At 69.6% G+C, this 15,571-nt stretch carries 16 protein-coding genes; 11 read left to right on the plus strand and 5 right to left on the minus strand.

The features are described 5' to 3' along the window. Positions 1-40 precede the first annotated feature (40 nt). Positions 41-286: a plasmid stabilization protein gene (locus F1643_RS02545; protein WP_194910450.1), complete on the plus strand. Its 246-nt coding sequence runs from the start codon at positions 41-43 to the stop codon at positions 284-286. Continuing rightward, entirely contained in the window at positions 286-705 is a 420-nt protein-coding gene (locus F1643_RS02550) for a type II toxin-antitoxin system VapC family toxin (protein ID WP_194910452.1), read from the plus strand. Before F1643_RS02545 ends, F1643_RS02550 begins: the two co-directional genes overlap by 1 nt. A gap of 180 nt (positions 706-885) precedes the next feature. Here the strand turns inward: F1643_RS02550 and F1643_RS02555 are convergent, their stop codons facing one another. The 3 genes from F1643_RS02555 to F1643_RS02565 all read right to left on the minus strand — a co-directional run bounded on the left by F1643_RS02555 (position 886) and on the right by F1643_RS02565 (position 5,511). Continuing rightward, positions 886-2,034, minus strand: coding sequence for a sialidase family protein (locus F1643_RS02555; RefSeq protein WP_194910453.1), 1,149 nt, complete (start codon positions 2,032-2,034; stop codon positions 886-888). A 98-nt stretch (positions 2,035-2,132) separates the two neighbouring features. Further along, positions 2,133-3,101, minus strand: a complete 969-nt coding sequence (locus tag F1643_RS02560) for a glycosyltransferase family A protein (RefSeq protein ID WP_194910455.1) — start codon at positions 3,099-3,101, stop codon at positions 2,133-2,135. Positions 3,102-3,114: 13 nt separating this feature from the next. Further along, a complete protein-coding gene (locus F1643_RS02565) occupies positions 3,115-5,511 on the minus strand; it encodes a glycosyltransferase (protein WP_194910457.1) in 2,397 nt (798 codons plus the stop codon). 334 nt (positions 5,512-5,845) lie between these two features. Between F1643_RS02565 and F1643_RS02570 the strand changes: the two genes are divergently transcribed. The 9 genes from F1643_RS02570 (at position 5,846) to F1643_RS02610 (ending at position 12,620) form a co-directional block, all read left to right on the plus strand. Then, positions 5,846-6,454, plus strand: a complete 609-nt coding sequence (locus tag F1643_RS02570) for an NUDIX hydrolase (protein ID WP_194910460.1) — start codon at positions 5,846-5,848, stop codon at positions 6,452-6,454. Positions 6,455-6,465: 11 nt separating this feature from the next. After that, positions 6,466-6,777 (plus strand): hypothetical protein, encoded by a 312-nt coding sequence (locus F1643_RS02575; protein WP_194910462.1) that lies wholly within the window; start codon positions 6,466-6,468, stop codon positions 6,775-6,777. A 174-nt stretch (positions 6,778-6,951) separates the two neighbouring features. Further along, entirely contained in the window at positions 6,952-8,880 is a 1,929-nt protein-coding gene (locus tag F1643_RS02580) for a PhoX family phosphatase (protein ID WP_194910470.1), read from the plus strand. 259 nt (positions 8,881-9,139) lie between these two features. Then, on the plus strand, positions 9,140-9,361 hold the full coding sequence (locus F1643_RS02585) for a hypothetical protein (protein WP_194910472.1): 222 nt from the start codon (positions 9,140-9,142) through the stop codon (positions 9,359-9,361). Between the two features lie 46 nt (positions 9,362-9,407). Then, positions 9,408-9,614: a hypothetical protein gene (locus F1643_RS02590; RefSeq protein WP_194910474.1), complete on the plus strand. Its 207-nt coding sequence runs from the start codon at positions 9,408-9,410 to the stop codon at positions 9,612-9,614. A 137-nt stretch (positions 9,615-9,751) separates the two neighbouring features. Beyond that, on the plus strand, positions 9,752-10,153 hold the full coding sequence (locus F1643_RS02595) for a hypothetical protein (RefSeq protein ID WP_194910477.1): 402 nt from the start codon (positions 9,752-9,754) through the stop codon (positions 10,151-10,153). A gap of 3 nt (positions 10,154-10,156) precedes the next feature. Further along, a complete protein-coding gene (locus F1643_RS02600; RefSeq protein ID WP_194910478.1) occupies positions 10,157-10,537 on the plus strand; it encodes a hypothetical protein in 381 nt (126 codons plus the stop codon). Next, positions 10,534-11,475 carry a LysM domain-containing protein gene (locus F1643_RS02605; RefSeq protein ID WP_194910480.1) on the plus strand — a complete coding sequence of 314 codons (942 nt, stop codon included), beginning with the start codon at positions 10,534-10,536 and terminating at the stop codon, positions 11,473-11,475. The genes F1643_RS02600 and F1643_RS02605 overlap by 4 nt, the downstream gene beginning before the upstream one ends. A gap of 32 nt (positions 11,476-11,507) precedes the next feature. Then, positions 11,508-12,620, plus strand: coding sequence for a hypothetical protein (locus F1643_RS02610; RefSeq protein WP_194910482.1), 1,113 nt, complete (start codon positions 11,508-11,510; stop codon positions 12,618-12,620). Between the two features lie 20 nt (positions 12,621-12,640). Here the strand turns inward: F1643_RS02610 and F1643_RS02615 are convergent, their stop codons facing one another. Together F1643_RS02615 and F1643_RS02620 are read right to left on the minus strand one after the other, a co-directional pair. After that, a complete protein-coding gene (locus F1643_RS02615; RefSeq protein ID WP_194910484.1) occupies positions 12,641-14,158 on the minus strand; it encodes a bifunctional class I SAM-dependent methyltransferase/glycosyltransferase family 2 protein in 1,518 nt (505 codons plus the stop codon). Next, a complete protein-coding gene (locus F1643_RS02620; protein ID WP_255542324.1) occupies positions 14,155-15,258 on the minus strand; it encodes a lysylphosphatidylglycerol synthase transmembrane domain-containing protein in 1,104 nt (367 codons plus the stop codon). Before F1643_RS02620 ends, F1643_RS02615 begins: the two co-directional genes overlap by 4 nt. Positions 15,259-15,571 lie beyond the last annotated feature (313 nt).

Below are 15,571 nucleotides of genomic sequence, written 5' to 3' on the forward strand. Positions count from 1 at the left end.
TCACTGTCTAACCTTCTCCCGACATGCTCAGGAGCGACCGATGGCCAGCATCACGATCCGGAACCTCGAGGATCCCTTGAAGGCCCGGCTGCGGATCCGGGCCGCCCATCACGGCCGCTCCATGGAGGATGAGGCCCGCCACATCCTGCGCGCGGCACTCACGGAAGAGAACCAGCCGGCGCCGGATCTTGGGGAAGCCATCCACCAGCGGTTCGCGCGGCTCGACGGTGTCGATTTGGCGGAGGTGGAGCGCGCGCCCCTGCGGACACCGCCGAACTTCGACTGATGATCGTCCTCGACACGAACGTGCTCTCGGAACTGATGCGCCCAACCCCGTCCGAAGCCGTACTCCGCTGGTTCGCCGGGCGCTCCGCCGCCACCCTGTTCACGACAACGATCACCCAGGCGGAAATCCTGTTCGGCCTCGCCCTGCTGCCGGAGGGGCGACGTCGGAGCGATCTCCTGATGGCGGCAGAGCAGATGTTTGCCGAAGACTTCGCCGGCCGGGTGCTGCCCTTCGACAGCATGGCGGCAAAAGCCTTTGCGCCCATTGCGGCAGGACGGCGGCAACAGGGCCGACCGACCGGAGCCTTCGATGCGCAGATCGCCGCCATCGCGACATCCCGTGGCGCTGCCTTGGCAACCAGGAACGTGGCGGATTTCCTGGATTGCGGGGTTCCCATCGTCAACCCGTGGGAAAGTTAAGGCCGCTGCCCTGCCGGATCGCTGCCGCCTGCTGACAGTCGCGGTGCAGCAGGGCGATGTTGAGGTCGCGCGCGCCCTACTCGATCAGGAGGCGGAGGAAGGAGGCTTCCCATGGTTGCGAAGGGTAGCCCGCGCCCCGCCGGCCGGTCAGGGCACGGCAGGGCGCAGGTCCCCTCCCCATCACGGCCGGAACAGCGTCGCCTCGATCCCGCGCAGGCCCGTGGCGTCGCAGATGTAATAAGCCACCATGGCGCGGTCGTCCGGCAGCACCGCAGCCCAGGGATAGCCCAGGTCAGGCGCCGGCCCGTCGTCGCGCAGCACCAGGTCCGGCACTTCGTCCGGCTGCTGGCGGCGCGGGTCGTAGAGGCGGGCGCGCACGCCGTAGGGCGCATGGCGGTAGCCGCCGACCAGCAGCAGCCGGCCGTCCGGCAGCGGGCAGGCGTCATAGGGATGGCCGACCACCGCATGGCGCCGCCACGGCTCCCAGTTTTGGCCGAGGTCGGTCGAGCGAGAGGTCGCCAGATGGTCGTCCAGCCCGGTGGTGCGGTGGAAGGCGTGCAGCACGCCGTCGGCATCCAGATAGAGCGCCGTCTCGCAGAAGCCGGCCTTGGCCTCGGGATCGAGAGCGATGATCGCCCGGTGCACCCAGTTCTCCCCCCGGTCGGTGGAGGCGAAGAGGTGGCTGGCATAGGTGCCGGTGGAGGGGTGGTGGGTGTAGCCGGTCTGCAGGATGGTGCCGTCCGGCGCCTCCACCGCCCGGCCGCGCACCGCCCCGCCATGGAAGGGCCGCTGGCCCGGCACGATGTCGGGATGGCCGGGCAGGGGGGGCAGGTCGCGGTGCGGGGTCCAACTCCGCCCGTCATCGTCGCTGTGCCGGCTGTAGCCGCCCCAGAACAGGTAGAGGTCGCCGGTCTTCTGCGGGCTTCCCGCCAGCCCGAAGCCCAGCGCCCGCAGCGCCTCTCCGTCGGCCGCCGGCACCGGGTACCAGCGGAAGCCGGTCAAAAGGATGCGGCCATCGCGCAAGGTGAGCAGGCTGGCATCCTGGTCGGCCGCCTGCGGATCGGGGGGCAGGGCGGTTGCCTCCCCCAGCGGTTCCGCATCGGGGCCGAGCCGCAGCAGGACGGTCTGGGAGCGGGAATCGAGATGGTCGACATGGTTGAACCCGGCCTCTCCCGCCCGGAACGTAGCCCCGCGCAGCCAGCGATGGTCCCGCGCCCGCCGGAAGGCGAGCAGCACCGAACCGTCCCGCCCCGCGGTCAGCGACGGGAAGGACGCGTAGAAACGCGGGTCGCGGTACAGCACGCGATGCTCGACACCGTCCATGGCCATCGGCTTTCCCCTGCCTCCCTACGTCCTTGTGTTCAGGGCAACAATGCAAACGACGTCGTCGTGCCCCGGCAGCATAACGGGACCGGAGCCCGGTTGCCTCAGTTCATCGCCAGGGCCGTGGCATAGCCGAGCTGGTAATACAGCCGGATCATCGCCCGCAGGCTTTCCCCCTCCAGGCTTTCGACGTCGAGGTCGGCCAGCTTGGCCAGATTGACGTTGAAGTCCCAGCGCTGCTCCGCCACCCCATAGTGCCGTTGCGTCAGGCGGTTGGAGACCCCCTGATAGAACATCCGCCGCATCAGCCAGCGTCGGTTCAGCCGGTCCGGATGGATGAAATGGGACACCGTGGCGGACGGCACATAGTAGGCGGCGGCTCCGGCGCTGCGCATCTCCATGAAGACGATGCCTTCATTCGTCAGCAGCCCATCCCCCTTGCGGCCGAGATCGGTCGGGAAGGAACGCCCGTCCATCAGCCGCTTGCGGAAGGCGCAGTTCCCTTCCCCGAACCATTCCTTCTCGCGCAGGAAGCGGGAGTCGCTGTCCCACCCCCAGCGGCACGAGAAGAAATGCATCATGTCGTCGGCCAGCCAGCCGGGCCTGGGCAGGGCGCCGAAATCCGGCTCGACCTCGCCGGCAACGATGCCGACGGCATCACCCAGCCGGTGGAACGGCTCCAGCAACCGCTCCAGCCACCCGTCGCAGGCCCGCTCGTCGTCGTCGATGAAGACGATCAGTTCCCCGGCCGCCTCGGCCACGCCGCGGTTGCGGGCGAAGCTGACGCCGGGCCTTTCCTCCAGGACATGGCGCAACGGCACGCCCCGCAGGGCGAAGGCGGCTTGCCGGCTCTCGACGACCGGCCGTCCCTCCGCCAGGGCGGAATTGTCGATCACCAGGATCTCGTGGGCTCCTGGACTTCCATGAAGAAGATCCGGAGAACCGCCGCCCACCCGCTGCCCTATCAGGCTGTCCAGGCAGGCGCCGAGCAGCTCCGGCCGCCGATGGGTGCAGACGACGATGCTGGCCGCGATCTCCAGGCTGTCGGCGACGGGATGTTGGGTGGTCGGCATGATGCTTCGCCTGTCAGTGATCGGCATGGACGATGCGCAGGCCCGGCAGACCCCAGGCGGTGATGCCCATGTCGCGCGCCATCGCCGCCAGCCCTTCCGTCTCGATGTAGCCGCGATGGCTGTAGGGTGGGAAACACAGCCCCTCGCGGTGAAGGTCCGCGCGCACCAGCAAGGCCGTGCCGCCCACCCCGTGCAGCGGCACGGCCTCCTCTCCCGGAAAATCGCCGAGATAGCGCCGTCCGGCGCCGCGCGGCGGCTGGAAGATGCCGTCGGCCAGATGGCGCGGGTCCTCCGTCTCCCCCTCCAGCCGGAAGCTGTTGAGGTCGAAGGTCCGCCCGTCGGGCAGGACACAATGGGGGACGACGATGTCGCGCCCGGCGGCGAGCAGCCGGGCCGGCAGGTCCGGCGGGTAATCGACCAGATCGGCATCGAGCCACAGCACCCAGTCCTCGTCCCCCAGCGCGCCGGACAGCAGCCGGTTGCGCGAGCGCGCCAGCACCTCCCGCCGCCGCCGCTGGATCTCCGGCGCCCAGCGCGGCCCCTCGGGCCGGAAGCCGTGGTCATGGCGCAGCAGGGTCACCCGGCGGTAGCGCTCCCGCAGCTCCGGCAGCCGGCCGGCCAGCCAGTCATGGGTCCCGTCGCGGCTGTCCCCCTCCAGAAAGCCCAGCGACAGGCGGGACGGATCATGGTCGAGCCGGCCGAGCAGCTCCAGGTAGCGCGGCAGATGGGCGACAGCGTCCTTCACCGGGGTCAGCACCAGCACGCGGTCCTGCCGCGCCGCAACGGTGGCGGGGACAGGGGTGGGGACAGGGGTGGGGACAGGGGTGGGGACAGGGACGGCCCGGCGGTAGGCCTCCACCGGCAGGCGCTTTCCCATCTCCTCCAGCACGGCCCGGCAGCGCCCGCCGTCAAAACGGGCGGTGGCCGTCTGCCAGTGGACCTCGAAATGGAAAGCGGTGAAGGTGTTGCCGCCATGGACGACGTAGGTGTAGAGCCGCGGCAGGTCCATGCGGACGACGCGGGCACTGCGGCGCAGCTGCTCGACCACCGGCGTGTCCTCGCCGCAGCGGAGGGCGGGGTAGCGGGGCATCGCCGCCTTCTCGCACAGGAGCGAGCCTTCCCAGTCCCGTTCGGGGGACACCGCCAGCCGGTCTTCCGCCGGCCACCAGATCATCCAGCGGCCGAGCAGGCAGGCCTGGGCGCCGGCGGCGGCCAGAACCCGCTGCTGCATCTCCAGCCGGCAGGGGTCGTAGAGGTCGTCGTCGTCCCACTGGCAGACATAGCGGCCGGCCGCCTGGTCGACGGCGATGTTGCGCAGCTCGCCCAGCGTCAAGCTGCCGGGCTGGGAGCCGGATGGGGAGGCGGCCTCCACCCGGATCAGGCGGATGTTCGGGCACCCCGCATCGCGGATGGCGCGCTCCAGCGGGTCGTCCTGCGGCAGCGCCGGGCTGTCGCAGACGACGACCAGTTCGCGGTTGGGATAGGTCTGGCGCGCAAAGCCCTCGATGGCGAACTTCAGCAAGCTGCTCCGCCCCCTGGTGACCATCAGGCAGGAGATCAGCGGCTGCCCTTCCGCCCCGGTGATGGGTGAATGAGCCACGGCCGCCCGCTCGCCTTCCGGCCGCCCGTCGGTCACCACCGCCGCGACCTGCCGGGGCAATCCGGCGCCAAGCCCGGCGCCGCGCTCCGCCGCCCCGCGGAACCATGTCCCCTCCCAGTGATGGACGGCATAGGCGTCGCGCGTCGCCCGCTCCCAGAAGACCGGGTCGAACAGGCGGCCGCTCCAGCAATCGTCCTTGGTGACGGGGTAGAGCAGCTCCGGCGGCAGCACCGTCACCGCGGCCGGGCCATCCTCATACCGGGCCCCCTCATAGGCGGCGTGGGCGCGGGTCAGCAGGAAGGGGCCGGTGGCGTCCAGCACGTCCCCGCACTGCCGCGCCTCGACCAGCCGGGACAGCAGATGGTCCCAGAAGGGATGGCCGGGGACGGAGGCGAGGAAGGACGGGCAGAGAATCCGCGGCAGCCCGCGCTCCGCCGCCTTTGCCAGCCGGCCATGCTCCTCCGGCTCCAGCCCGACGATGAAGCTCCGGCCCTCCAGCAGCCCGTCGATCGGGCGCAGGCATTCGAAGTCGAGATCGGCATAGACCCCGCCGAAACGGCGCAGGATCAGGTAGCGGGCCAGGTCGATGCGCGCGATGGGGTCGGCATAGCCGTGGAAGACCGGCAGCAATGCCGGATGCTCCTCCGCCACGAAGCGCCCGATGTCGTCGTCGGTCCAGAACCGGTAGGCGAAGCCGGGATTGCATCCGGTCCAGCTGCGCTGAAAGCCCTGGAGTTCCGGCGGGACGTCACTGGTCTTCCAGGTCTGATGGATCAGGCGCGGAATGGGGGAATTGGATTCGGTCTGCATGGCTCTTGATGGAAATGGACGCAAACCGATAAGCATTTTGCCAAACCGGCTCAATGCAAATAGGCAGTCAGCAAAAATTCATCACATCTCGTTTCATTTTATACACGCATAAGGGAGGTCTATTAACGGATATTCTCTCATTTGACGCTCTGGTGCTTGGTATTTGCAAAATATTATGCCCTGCGCTGGAGAATGTTCTTTCCTGCATCGCGTTCCTAGCCCTTTGCCCCCTCTCCGAGAGGGAGACTGGACGGAAGTGGACGGCTGCTGGTAGGCCTCTCCCCGGCGATCGCGTCGCCGCGGAACGTGCTCCCGTCACAGAACAGGCCCTCCCATGCCCGGACACCGCCCTTACCGCCTCCACCACCCCTGGACCGTGCTGGGCAGCCGCGAGCTGCTCGACGCCGATCCCTTCCTGAAGGTGCGGGTGGAGACGGTGGAACTGCCGGACGGGCGGCGGATCGACGACTATTACCAGTTCGACCAGCCCTCCTTCGCCTGCATCTTCGCCGAGACCGCGGACAGACGGATCGTCACCTACCGCCAATACCGCCACGGGCCGCGTAAGGTCGGTCTGGTCTTTCCCGGCGGCCACCTGTCCCCCGACGAGGCCCCGCTGGCCGCGGCCAAGCGCGAGCTGATGGAGGAGACGGGGATGGAGGCGGAGGCATGGACCGATCTCGGCGCCTACATCGTCAACGCCAACCAGGGCGGGGCCTGGTCGCACATGTTCCACGCCACCGGCTGCCGCCGCGTCGCCGAACCGGTCGCCGACGATCTGGAGGACACCGAGATCCTGTTCCTGACGCAGGCGGAGCTGCTGGAGGCCATCGGCCGCGGCGAGATGCACCTCCTGACCCAGATCGCGCTGGTCAGCATGATCTGGCAGGCCGACATCGCGCGGGTGCTGTCCCGACCCCAATCCCCGGACAAAGCCAGTTGAGGAGGATCCCGATGACCCGTTTCGCCCTGTCCGCTCCGATGGCCGCCCTTCTGTTGACCGGCGCCCTTGCATCCACAGCGGTTTCCCCGGCCGCCGCCGAGCCGATGAAGGGCCGGTACGAGCTGCGCTGCCAGGACCCGCAGACCCGGCAATGGACCGTCGCCGGGCAGGTCGCGGACCCGGAGATCGTCGATCTGCCCGCCACCGGCGGCCAAGCCGGCGGAAAACCCGGAGGACGCGAGGTGCGCGGCACCGGGGCCGACGGCAAGCCGGTGGTCCTGCCCATGCCGTCCGACCGCACCTGCATGCTCAGCGCGCGCTGACCGACGGATGGTCGGCACCCCATCGAACGGGGGGCGACCGTCAAATTGTAACATCCCCGCGGTAGCCTCCCGCCGCTCGCCAATAACAAGGCTGCGTCGTCCGGCACCCCAAACGGCCCGGCGGCGCGGCCACGCCAGCCGCTTGCCCTGATGAGGGTTCGGGAGAGACCAGTCATGACCAATCCGTCCGCCAATCTTCCTGAGACGTCGCGCCGCTCCGTGCTGCGCGCCCTTGCCGGGCTGCCGCTGCTGCCGGTCGCCGGCATCGGCGCCGGGGAGCTGCTGTTCGCCTCGGGCGCCGATGCAGCCGCCGCCAAGGGCGCGCCGGTCGCCGTCGAGTTCGTCGGCATGGCCGCTCCCACCACCGCCGCCGCGCAGGCCAAGACCATGGTCGAGTCCAGCATGGTCGTGACCTGGGCCGACGGCACGAAGCAGAGCTTCGCTCTCGGCTACCAGCCGCTGTTCATCACCGGCGATCAGGTTCCGGACGGCAAGGGCGGCACGATCCTGGCCGGCGGCTATACCGACATCGACGGCAAGCCGATCCTCGACCGGTCGATGGCGACCCCGGCGCAGTTCTTCTCCGACTGCCCGGACGGCTGCAACCTTTTGGCTCCGATCCCCGGCGCCAAGGTGGCCGGCGTCACCGGCAACACCCTGTTCGCCGTCGTCCAGTTCGAATATGCGAGCCGCGATTCCAAGGACGCCTCGATGTACGGCAAGCTGCCGTCGCCGATCGCCGTCCTGACGCTGGACCAGAACAAGGAAACCGGCGCGCTGAAGCTGGTGCAGTACCACAACGTCGACACCAGCCCGGCGCACGGTCTGTGGATCACCTGCGGCGCCAGCCTGTCGCCCTGGAACACCCACCTGTCGAGCGAGGAGTACGAGCCGGACGCGACCGCCCTCGACGACCAGTTCCGCGCCTACAGCAAGAACCTGTTCGGCGACGAGACCAAGGCCAACCCCTATCACTACGGCCACATGCCGGAAGTGTTCGTGAACCCCGACGGCACCGGCACCATCAGGAAGCACTACAATCTCGGCCGCATCTCGCACGAGCTGGTGCAGGTGATGCCGGACGAGCGCACCGTGCTGATGGGCGACGACACCACCAACGGCGGCCTGTTCATGTTCATCGCCGACAAGGCCAAGGATCTGTCGGCCGGCACCCTCTATGCCGCCAGGATGGAGCAGGAAGAGGGCAAGGACATCGACAAGGGCGGCGCCTTCGCGCTGAAGTGGGTCAAGCTGGGCCACGCCACCAGCGCCGAGATCGAGAAGCTGGCCGACAGCCTGAAGGCCGCCGACATCGTCGAGGTGAAAAAGGAGGATCCGAAGGACCCGTCCTTCACCGCCATCGGCTTCAACGGCAAGCCCCAGTGGGTCAGGTTCAAGCCGGGCATGGAGAAGGCCGCCGCCTTCCTGGAAACCCACCGCTACGCCCCGACCGTCGGCGCCACGCTGGCCCTGTCGAAGCTGGAAGGCGTCACCGTCAACGCCAAGGACAAGACCGCCTACATGGCGGTGTCCTACATCTACAAGTCGATGAGCGACGGCAAGAGCGGCATCAAGGTGAAGGCGATCAACGCCGGCGCCGTCTACCAGCTGCCGATGAAGGCCGGCCAGACCGACCTCGCCGGCGCCGCCATCGCCAGCGACTGGGTGCCGGTGCATTTCAGCCCGGTCCCCGCCCTGGTCGGCCGCGACCTCGCCACCCCGGACGCGCTCGGCAACACCGCCGACGCCGACCTGATCGCCAACCCGGACAACCTGAAGTTCTCCGAGAAGCTGCGCACCCTGTTCATCGGCGAGGACAGCGGCAACCACGTCAACAACTTCCTGTGGGCCTACAACGTCGACACTAGGCAGCTGGCCCGCCTGCTGTCCTGCCCGGCGGGGGCCGAATCGACCGGCCTGCAGGCGGTCGACGACGTCAACGGCTTCTCCTACATCATGAGCAACTTCCAGCACCCCGGCGACTGGGAGAAGGGCCTGCACGACAAGGTCAAGGACAGCGTCGCCAGCCTGATCGACGATGCCTACCGCAACCGCCGCAGCGGCGGCGTCGGCTACATCCACGGGCTGCCGCAGGCGGTCTGATGGGGTTGGCCCGATCGGGGCCAACCGACAGTGAAGGACGCGGCTGGGCAACCGGCCGCGTTTTTTCATGTCCAATCTAAAGAAGTAATCCTACCGCAAAATCGTAAAGCGGCGTTCGGCGGCGTTTTTCTTGGAAGTGGTAATCACCAATCGACCTGGGACCAATCGGTGATCTTAACACCTCGTTAACTGGCCGGATGTCTCAATAAGCTCATCAGAACGGGCAAAAGCCTCCGCCACGAATACAGGGATCGCCGCCATGTCCAAGACCGATTGCGCTGCCGAGATCTTCAATTCCTCCGCTCTGCACCTGGATGTTGTCGATGAATTCATTGCCATCGCCCAGTCGAAGCTGAACGGCGCCACCAGCGAATTCACCCGCGACAGCCTGACCGACCTGCTTGCGGGCCTGACCGAGCAGCGCGAGACCTACCGCGCCGTGCTCGCGACTGTTCAGCCCGTCACCGCGCTCGCCGCCTGATCCTGCCGTTCCTTCCGCCTTCTCTCTCACGCGAAAGACCGCCATCATGACCGCCCCGATCGCCAAGGACGTCCTCGCCTCCGCCACACTGCACCTGGAAGTGCTGGAGGAGTTCATCGGCGTCGTGCGCCGCAAGCTGGCGGAGACCTCCGACACCTTCGCCCGCGACAGCCTGACCGACCTGCTGCTGAGCCTGACCGAGCAGCGCGACAGCTACCAGGCCCTCGCCATGCCGGCGATCGTCAACGCCTGACGGCTGGGCGTTGCCGCCTGACGGCGTTGCGATGCCGAATGATATGGACGGTGAACGGAGTGGACAGGCGCGGTTGCTTTTGTGAATCTCCCGCTTGCCCGTTTTCACCCCGACCGGCCAAAGGGTTCCAAAGGGTTATGGATCCGCTTCCGTCCTCGACCGAAGGACGCCTGCTCCTCGCGGCGTTTCTCCTTCTCCTGACCCTGATCGGCCTTTCCGTGCTGGGAGAGCGCACCCTGCCGCTGTTCGGCGGCAACCGCGATCTTGCCGCCCGGGCCTACAAGACGCTGTTCGTCGGGCTGGGCGGCGGCATGCTCGCCCTCGCGGCCCCGGCGCTCGTCACCGGCTTTGTCGGCCGCTTGCGCGCCCTCTTCACCCGGATCGAGGCCAAGGGCGCCATCGCCGACGCCATCCTGCGCGACCGTGCGCCGGATCTGGCGCAGACCGCCGGCTTCACCCTGATGGCGCTGTTCCTTCTCGCCGGCGGCGTCGCCGCGCTGCTGGTCTGGACCGGCATCCTGTGGCCGGGCGAGCGCTGAGCCATGCTGCGCATCTCCGACCGCCAGCAGGGGCAGCTCCACGCCGCGCGCGCCGACGCCTTCCATGACCGCTTGCGTGCCGCCGCGGCGGCGATGATGGCGCGGGAGGCCCCCGAAATCCCGGCCGGGGAGGTCGCCGCCCGGATCGAGGCGGCGCTCGCCGCTGCTTCCGCCCACGGCATGGAGACCGAGCGGCAGATCACCCGCTACGTCCACATCCTGGCGGCCTTCCCGGCCGACCATGCCCGGCGGGAGGAGTTCGCCTGGCTCGGCGCCCTGTTGGAAGGACCGGGGCTGGACGGGCCGGGCGACGCCGACGCGCGGCTCGACCAGATCACCGCCGCGCTGACGGCGGCTCCTCGCATGGCGGGGGCCACACGATGACCGTCCATACCGTCCAGCGCGGCGAGACGCTGTCCGCCATCGCCCGGCGCAACGGCACCACCGTGGCCGAGCTGCAGCGGCTGAACGGCATCTCCAACCCCAACATGATCGCGTCGGGCCAGCGGCTGGTCGTGGCGCCGCCGCCGGCCCCGCCGGCGGCCCCCGCCGCGGCCCGTGCAGGACAGGCGGCGGCGCAGACGGCGGCGCCTGCGCCGCCCGGCGCGCCGGTCGCCCCCTGCCCGAAGAAGCCGCTCTTCCTGAAGCGGGCGGGCGGCGACGACAATGTCAGCGCGCTCTACGCCATGGCCGACGGCGAGGCGAAGCGCCAGGGCCTGCTGGGACAGGCCAAGGGCGAGGTCGGCGTCGGCATGGTGAAGATGGAACATGCCGGCCATCTGGGGAACCGCTATGTCGGCGGCTCCCACAAGATGGAGAACCTGACCGCTGAAGCGAAGGCCGCCGGCGGCATCGTCCATGGCATCGGCGGCACCGCATCGGCCAAGGCGGTGATGGTCTCGCAGGAAGGCACGCTGTTCGCCGGCACCGACAAGAACAACCCCTGGGCCGAGGGCGGCGGCGAATATTCGCTGATGCAGGCCGAAGCCAAGGCCGACGGGTTGATCGGCTCCGACGGGCGGCGCGCCGGCATCGCGCTGGGCGCCAAGGCCGGTGCGGCGGCGGCCTCCGGCGACCTCAAGGGCGAGATCAACATCCCGATCCCCTTCACCGACTACACGATCAGCCTGCGCGGGAAGGGCGGCGCGTCCGCCGGCTCGGTCGGGGCCGGGGCGTCCGCCCATGCCTTCAAGGATCTGGAGACCGGGCGCTACCATATGGGTCTGGCGGGCGAGGCCGCGGCCTTGCTGGGCCTGAAGGCCGATGTGGACCTCAGCGTCGGCCCCCGCTACACCGGCCGGGAACGGAGCGCCGGGCCATGAGTCCGGCCGGCCTCGCGACGGGAGAGTAGACCATGGACCCCAGACTGCCGACCCTGCTGACGGCGCCGCTGTCGCCGCGCCCGGTGATCGAAGCCACCTATCTGGACGTCCTGGTCCGCGACGGCCTGCCGGCGGGAACCGGCTTCTCCATCGCCCTGCCGCGAGGCTGGGCGGTGGAACGGACGGCCACCGCCGCTCCCGGCCCGGAGGCACCCCTCGTCCCGCTGGCACGCTTTTATCCGGGGGAGCCGGATGCGACGGGAGCGGCGGAGGGGGTGGAACTGGTGGTCTGGGCCGCCTTCCTGCCGCGCGAGATTCACGGGGCGGATTGGCTGCGCGCCTGGATGCGCTCGCAGGGCTACCGCGAGCTGGATTTCCGCCAGGCGCCTTCGCCGACCGGCATGATGGGCGACGCGCTCGCCGCCGGCCGCCATGACGGCGGCTTGCGCCTGCACCGGCTGCTGACGGTCAAGGACGGCGACCTGCTGTTCCTGATCGACGGGCGCATGATGCAGGGGGGACCGTCGCGGGGCGGGCAGGCCGACCATCGGGTGATGCAGGAGATCGTCCTGCTCGCCACCATGCGCTTCCGGCTGGCCGAGCCGACCGGCCAGACCTTCGCCGAGGGGTTCGAATGGACGGAGCTGAAGGGGGCACACGCCGTCCGCTTCCTCGCCTCTGGCCTGTGGCGGGAGACGCCGGGCGGCGACGCCCCGCCGGACGGCGCCTCCCTGGTGCTGGACCATGTCGGGCCGGACGGCTCCACCGGCCGCGGCAGCCTGATCGCGGTGCTCGGCGCCGCGGAAGCGACCGCCGCCGCCGCCCTCGCCGCCGCCGCGGAGATCGAACGGACCACGCTCGCCAAGCTGGCCAACCAGGGCTTCACCCTGTCCGCCGATGCCGAGCGCATCGCCGAGGAACGGACGGCGGAGCGCAGCCTCCTTCTCCACCGCCGCAAGGCCCGCCGGAGCGGGACCTCCATGACCATCCTCGCAGCCCAAGTCGCGCTCAGCGAGACCGGGGGGGCGGATGCGCACAGCCTGCCGGTCTGCCTGATCCTGCTCTCCCCCGACGAGGACTCGTCGTTCGAAGCCTGGGCGATCAACCGGCGGGCCTTCGAGATCGCCCTGTCGACGGTGCGGTAGGGCGACGGTGCGCTGAAGGCTTAGAACGCCTTCAGCTTCTTCCAGGCGAAGACCACCATGCGGGCCAGCAGCCAGCCATGGGTGAAGCGGGAGATCTGGGTCTCGCCATAGCTGCGGTCGGCGTAGCGCACCGGCACCTCGACGATCTTCAGGTTCTGCTTGGCGGCGCCGAAGATCAGGTCGAAATCGCCGAAGGGATCGAAGTCGCCGAAGTAGTGGCGGTTGGCGACGATGGTCTCGTAATCCTCGCGCCACAGCACCTTGGTGCCGCACAGCGTGTCGGTGAAGCGCTGGTTCAGCAGGAAGGAGAAGATGCGCGCGAAGGCCCGGTTGGCCAGGAAGTTCAGGAAGCGCATCGCCTCCGGCGCCATCGGGTAAACGAGCCGCGTGCCGTTCACGAACTCGCCGCGCCCCGACACCATGGCCTGGTAGAATTTCCCCATCGTCTCCGGCGGCACCGTCAGGTCGGCGTCGAGGATGATCAGGATGTCGCCGCGCGCCACGGCGAAGCCGGCGCGCACCGCGTCGCCCTTGCCCTTGCCGGGCTGCTTCATGACCTTGATGTCCCAGTCGGGATAGGCGTCGCGGACGCGCAGGCATTCATCAAAGGTGTTGTCCTGGCTGTTGCCCTCGACATAGATCACCTCGATGTCGGGGGCGAAGCGGGGCAGGCGGCGGATGGCGTTCTCGATGTTGCCGCGCTCGTTGCGGCAGGGGATCAGGATGGTGACCGAGGCCGGCTTGCCGTCGACGGTGACCTCCTCCACGGTGGGCTGCGGCCGGGCCACGACATAGTTGCGCACGCACAGCCGGCGGATGCCGGGCAGGGGCGCGATGTAGCGGTTGACCAGCGTGCCCAGCCCGAACAGCCGCTTCGGGATCAGCTGGCGCCATTCGCGGCGCACCGGCTCCCAGCCGGCCAGATCGAGCAGGTTGACGATGTCGCTGGTCGACAGCCAGTTCTGCTGGCCCTGCGGCATGCGCATTCCCAGCTTCTCCGCCGCCCACAGGATCGGCTCCCAGACGCGGGAATGGTAGCTGACGATGATGCGGGTCTTGGGATTGGCGACCCGGCGCAGCAGGCGCAGCGTCTCCTCGATGTCGTCGAGGAAGCCGATGGTGCCCGACAGCAGGATGTGGCTGAACGGACCCTCCACGGCGTCGATGGTCGCCGGGTTCTCGGCGTCGGCGGCGATCAGTTCCAGCTGCGGGTGGCGGGCCTTCGCCGCCTCGATCGTCGCCGGGCTGAGGTCGATGCCGACGCCGCGCGACGGCTTGAGCGCCGCCAGCGTGTCGCCGACGCCGCAGCCGATCTCCAGCACGGTCGCCCCTTCCGGGATCAGGAAGCGCAGATAGGCGCGGTCGGCCTCGTGGAAGGCGCGGTTGCGCTCGGCCCAACGGTCGCGCAGGGGGGCCATGGCGTCGAACAGCCCGCGGATGCGCTCCTGCCGGGGGGAGAGCGCACGCGGCGTTGCGGCATCCGGGGCGGCCTTCGGAGCAATGGTCCGGTCGAGCGTCGGAAGGGGCTGGTCGGTCATCGGGTGGAATCCGTGGAAAGGGCAGCGGGCACTGCGATGCCCGGCTGGACAGGATCGGGCCGGGAGGCGGTCTCGTTGCGCAGCAGCAGCCAGAACAGGCCGCCGGGCAGCGACAGGACGGCGATCGACAGCCCGATCAGCAGCGAGACCAGAAGCGCCGCGCCGGCATCGAAGCCGAGCAGCGCGAAGCCGGCGACCATCGCCCCCTCGCGCACGCCCCAGCCGCCGAGCGAGACGGGCAGGGCTGCGGCGACGATGGCGGCCGGCACGATGGCCAGCCCGTCCAGCCAGCCGAGCGGCAGGCCGACGGAGCGGGCGAACAGGATGGTGGCGCCGATGGTGGCGAGATGGACGCCGACGCTGTGGCCCAGCGCCGCCCAGGCGGCAGGGTTGCCGGCCATGGCGCGCAGTTGCGCCACCGCCCCCCAGGCGGTCCGCACCAACCCACCGTCGCGCAGCCGCTTCGGGATCGGCAGCCGGTCGCGCGGGATGCGGCCGGCCAGCAGAAGCAGCCCCATGGCCACGGCCAGGACAAGCGCGCCGGCCAGGACGGTGCCGGCGACGGCGGGCGGCGCCACCGCCGCCAGATGCGGCAGCCCGACCAGCCCGATCAGCACCACGCCCAGCAGCGCCATCAGCCGGTCGACCAGCAGGGCCAGCATCACCGGGCCGGCCGGATGGCCGAGCCGCCAGGTGAACCAGCCGCGCAGCAGGTCGGCCCCCACCGATCCCGGCAGGATCTGCCCCAGGAAGCCGCTGGCCATCTGCAGGCGGAAGGCGGTCCAGCGGGTCAGCCGGAAACCGGCGGCCCGTCCGACCGCCCGCCACCGCTGCGAGGCGAAGGGCAGGGTCAGCGCCTTCACGGCGAAGCCGGCGGCGAACAGCCACGGGTCGGCGGCCGACAGGCGCGCGACGATGCCCTGCCAGTCGGCTCCCGCGGCGAGCGCGCCCAGGATCGCGACCGTCACCGCCAGCTTGACCAGCAGCGGCCACCGCCGTCCGGCCGGTTTGCCGGGCCCCTTTCCCAGCGGGTCCGTTCCCAACGGATTGGGCTCGGCCGGCTGGGCGAAGGGGGTGTCGAGAAGAGCCTGAGCCATCATCCCCGCATGGAAATCCGGGTGCCGCGGGACAGCGGCGCCGAACGGGCCGTTTTAACGGCTCACGCCCGGCTTGTCACCCAATCAGGCGGGAGATGCTCGGTCAGCGCATTTGGAGGTGGTCCGCCGCGAAAGCCCCTCTCCCCCTGCGGGGCGGGATCGGCCAAACGCCGAAGGCGTTTTGCCGACCCGCGGGTTGGGGTGAGGGGTCACAAGCCATTAATTTCCCCGGCCGTCGGCCGGCCCCCCTCATCCCGCCCCGCAAGGGGAGAAGGGCATCCGAAGAGCAACGTCGTCGTTCGATTTCCCATATGCA

This window comes from Azospirillum sp. INR13, from assembly GCF_015390205.1.
Lineage (GTDB): Bacteria > Pseudomonadota > Alphaproteobacteria > Azospirillales > Azospirillaceae > Azospirillum.

Bases quoted from the DNA above. Each gene is read 5' to 3' on its own strand.
- F1643_RS02570 (WP_194910460.1), top strand. From the start codon at position 5,846: ATGCCCGGACACCGCCCTTACCGCCTCCACCACCCCTGGACCGTGCTG.
- F1643_RS02605 (WP_194910480.1), top strand. From the start codon at position 10,534: ATGACCGTCCATACCGTCCAGCGCGGCGAGACGCTGTCCGCCATCGCC.
- F1643_RS02545 (WP_194910450.1), top strand. From the start codon at position 41: ATGGCCAGCATCACGATCCGGAACCTCGAGGATCCCTTGAAGGCCCGG.
- F1643_RS02600 (WP_194910478.1), top strand. From the start codon at position 10,157: ATGCTGCGCATCTCCGACCGCCAGCAGGGGCAGCTCCACGCCGCGCGC.
- F1643_RS02595 (WP_194910477.1), top strand. From the start codon at position 9,752: ATGGATCCGCTTCCGTCCTCGACCGAAGGACGCCTGCTCCTCGCGGCG.
- F1643_RS02580 (WP_194910470.1), top strand. From the start codon at position 6,952: ATGACCAATCCGTCCGCCAATCTTCCTGAGACGTCGCGCCGCTCCGTG.
- F1643_RS02610 (WP_194910482.1), top strand. From the start codon at position 11,508: ATGGACCCCAGACTGCCGACCCTGCTGACGGCGCCGCTGTCGCCGCGC.
- F1643_RS02565 (WP_194910457.1), bottom strand. From the start codon at position 5,511: ATGCAGACCGAATCCAATTCCCCCATTCCGCGCCTGATCCATCAGACC.
- F1643_RS02615 (WP_194910484.1), bottom strand. From the start codon at position 14,158: ATGACCGACCAGCCCCTTCCGACGCTCGACCGGACCATTGCTCCGAAG.
- F1643_RS02575 (WP_194910462.1), top strand. From the start codon at position 6,466: ATGACCCGTTTCGCCCTGTCCGCTCCGATGGCCGCCCTTCTGTTGACC.
- F1643_RS02590 (WP_194910474.1), top strand. From the start codon at position 9,408: ATGACCGCCCCGATCGCCAAGGACGTCCTCGCCTCCGCCACACTGCAC.
- F1643_RS02550 (WP_194910452.1), top strand. From the start codon at position 286: ATGATCGTCCTCGACACGAACGTGCTCTCGGAACTGATGCGCCCAACC.
- F1643_RS02585 (WP_194910472.1), top strand. From the start codon at position 9,140: ATGTCCAAGACCGATTGCGCTGCCGAGATCTTCAATTCCTCCGCTCTG.
- F1643_RS02555 (WP_194910453.1), bottom strand. From the start codon at position 2,034: ATGGCCATGGACGGTGTCGAGCATCGCGTGCTGTACCGCGACCCGCGT.
- F1643_RS02620 (WP_255542324.1), bottom strand. From the start codon at position 15,258: ATGATGGCTCAGGCTCTTCTCGACACCCCCTTCGCCCAGCCGGCCGAG.
- F1643_RS02560 (WP_194910455.1), bottom strand. From the start codon at position 3,101: ATGCCGACCACCCAACATCCCGTCGCCGACAGCCTGGAGATCGCGGCC.